This window comes from Moraxella catarrhalis (assembly GCF_001632285.1).
GTDB lineage: Bacteria > Pseudomonadota > Gammaproteobacteria > Pseudomonadales > Moraxellaceae > Moraxella > Moraxella catarrhalis.
Window position 1 is genome coordinate 451,448 of the sequence record NZ_LWAH01000016.1, and the last position, 3,136, is coordinate 454,583.

The window sequence follows — 3,136 nt, forward strand, 5'->3', positions numbered from 1 at the left end:
GTATCAATGGCTTGTTTTTTAATGCCATTACTTTTTTGGTTGCTTCGTTGCTTCACAGAAAAATAGTGATGGTAACCTTTGCATTTGTATCGTTGTTTGCCATTGCCCAAGCCTGCTTTTACAAATGACATTTTGGGCAATTATTAAATGTTTCGTTCACAAGTTTCTTTGTGCTATGGTAAAGTATTGAGCTATTTTAACTTGGGTATTGTTTTTTAACAATACCAAAAATAAATATGAATATCTGCTTAACACAATTCCATCATAAACTCTAAAAAAAGTATCCCTACCTTGATGGTGTTGTATTATTGTTATGCAAATTTCATCACAGTAATAATAAGCTGTTTCTTTTGCTAGAAATAAGTATGCCAAAAATATTGATATGGATATTAAAAAAACAACCTTAAAATAAAAACTCAATATATAATTAAAAATCGCCATTTAGTTAAAAAACCTTATAATTGTTTACTTTTTGCATTCTAAGGAGTTTGAGTTATTAATGTTGCACTCTTTTAATTGATATGATTAGTCCAGCAGAAATACTATCTCTTATTATCTCACAAGTCTCATCTGAGACCTTTTTGAGCAATTTGCCTGATTTAGTGGCATCATTATTATTCTCCACCGCCTCCCTTGCCAGTCTCGCTCCCGTTCACCGCATCGGCTACATTGCCATCAGTTGCTGTGTAAGTTGTGGCTACTGTGGCAATGTTAATGATATTAGCAATGGTTTCTTTTTGGTCTTGGGTGAGATTTTCTGGATCTTTGGTATTAAATAAGAAACCAGATAAGGCAGGACGATCGCTTCACTGGTTGCTCCTGATTTTAACGGCAAAATAAACAATTAGTTGTTCAAAATAAAAGATACATACAAATTCTCTTCATTTAATTTGTTTAAATATATATTTGCCATTTCAATACTTTCTGAAAAATTATAACCCTCATAGTACCAATTATCATAAGTGGCGACAAATTGACCATCTTGAAGTTTCTCGTATATATCACCGCCTAATATTAAAATTTTTTCATCATTACACAAAACAAAAAAATCTTGAATTAACTCTAGCGGCATTACGAATTCATTTATACCTTTACTTTCTAAGTTGCTACCAACTTTTATGTAAAAATCTAATATTTTCTTATTCACTTTACAGCTACCCTCAATTTTCGTTTGGAACAAACAATCTATGGTTTATATTACCATTTGGCTCTCTGCTATATTCAAAAATACCTTTTTTGCCTCTATAGCTTCCAGGTATTTCTAATTTGTCTCTTACAACCCCATCTTTTCCAGTGATTTTTGACACAGTTCCGTGTTTAGCAAACCCATCCACTGATTGTGGAAATGAGTGATAATCACCTGAAGAAGCTTGTATTTTTACTTTCTGTGTGTATTTAGCTCCATCAAAAAAGTTTTCTGCTTTAATAACGTTTTTTGTTGTCTCTGTCGCTCTTTCTACTTTAATAACTGCAGATGCACCAGCAGGCAGAAAAGGTAATGCTGTAGCAATACCATCATATATTAACCCCACACCATCAATTGTTGCAGAGCCATAATTTCCTTCTGAAATATTATATCCAAATGAAGCTGCTCCCACCCCAATATTTGCAATATCCCATACAGTTTCAACAGCATTATTCTCCACCGCCTCCGCTGCCACACCAGCAGCCACATTGACATCTTCACCAGCAAAGGCAGCGGTGATGCCTGCAATCAGTTTGGCTTGATTGATGAGTTTGTCTTTTTGTGCTTGGGCTAGGGTGTTTGAGTCATCTACTTGATAATCACCCCACATCTCACCGACTACTGCACCGATGCTGCCTGCTTCACAACGATTTCCTGCTGCTTTGGCAGATAGACAGCCTGTTAAACCTGCGGCAAGTTTGTGGGAGGTTGTTGAACTTTGCTTGCGATACCCAGCAGATTCAATAGTTTATATGAAAATATTAGGTTCCACATTCGTTTAATCTAGCCATAAAAAAATGGCGATACCCACAATCAGTCTTGGTCGGCTGATGATGTGTTCTTTTTGCTGGATTGCTGAAGTTTTGATACATCAACCGGAAACCTTGGATTTTCCTCATCCCAAGGCACTTGATATTCTGCAAAAATATGCTCCAAACGCTCAATAAATGAAACATTGATTTCCTCGGTATCAAAATCCTTAAAATAATACTCAATCAGCGAGCGACCTTTAGGGGTTAAGTGCATTTGTGCATCTATCCATACAGCATAACTCCAATCGTCTGGGTCAGTAACAGACAAGTGGTAGCAAAAATCATCTAAACCATCAAAGGTGTTATCAGGCAGTGATTCATCCTTGGTTAAAACATCAAAACTAAAATCAATCAAATTACAGTATTTAAGACGATAAGCAGCCTCTACTGCAAATTGCCAAGCATTTGGATGATATCCACTAGTTAAATAGACTGTTCCCATACTATCGCTAGTTAATACCAATAAAAACCATTGTATTGACCTTGCACTGTAAATACTCATTGCTGATGTGTTCTTTTTGCTGGATTGCTGAAGTTTTGATACATCAACCGGAAACCTCGGATTTTCCTCATCCCAAGGCACTTGATATTCTGCAAAAATATGCTCCAAACGCTCAATAAATGAAACATTGATTTCCTCGGTATCAAAATCCTTAAAATAATACTCAATCAGCGAGCGACCTTGAGAGGTTAGATACGTTTTTGTCTTCATCCATGCAGTTTGATACCAATCGTTTGGGTCAGTAACAGACAAGTGATAGCAAAAATCATCTAAACCATCAAAGGTGTTATTAGATAGTTTTTCATATTTGGTTAAAACATCCAAACCAAAATCAATCAAATTACAGTATTTAAGACGATAAGCAGCCTCTACTGCAAACTGCCAAGAATTTGGATGATATCCACCACCTAAATAGACTACTTCCATCGCATTACTAGTCAATACATTTAAAAACCATTGTAATCGCTTTGCATTTTCAATGCTCATTTTCATAAATTATTCCTTGGGGAATTTAAGTTTTAGTTGTGCATTCTTGTTTGCACCCTTGATATTTTTCGAGTTCACTTCTACCGTTGCCGTAGTTGGTAAAGTGTCTTTGCCTGCTTTGCCAGCAGGTCTATATATCACCCAGGTACC

2 protein-coding genes and 1 pseudogene are annotated in these 3,136 nt (G+C 35.9%); all 3 read right to left on the reverse strand.

The window, feature by feature from the left end; translation table 11 throughout:
* Positions 1-844 precede the first annotated feature (844 nt).
* On the reverse strand, positions 845-1,147 hold the full coding sequence (gene imm40, locus A4U55_RS08430; protein ID WP_064635978.1) for an Imm40 family immunity protein: 303 nt from the start codon (positions 1,145-1,147) through the stop codon (positions 845-847).
* Positions 1,148-1,604: 457 nt separating this feature from the next.
* Positions 1,605-1,796: pseudogene (locus A4U55_RS09365) on the reverse strand (VENN motif pre-toxin domain-containing protein); the annotation flags it as partial.
* Between the two features lie 203 nt (positions 1,797-1,999).
* Positions 2,000-2,992 (reverse strand): hypothetical protein, encoded by a 993-nt coding sequence (locus tag A4U55_RS08440; protein WP_063454248.1) that lies wholly within the window; start codon positions 2,990-2,992, stop codon positions 2,000-2,002.
* Between the last annotated feature and the right edge of the window lie 144 nt (positions 2,993-3,136).

Coding starts and splice junctions, on each gene's coding strand:
- A4U55_RS08440 (WP_063454248.1), bottom strand. CDS start 2,992: ATGAAAATGAGCATTGAAAATGCAAAGCGATTACAATGGTTTTTAAAT.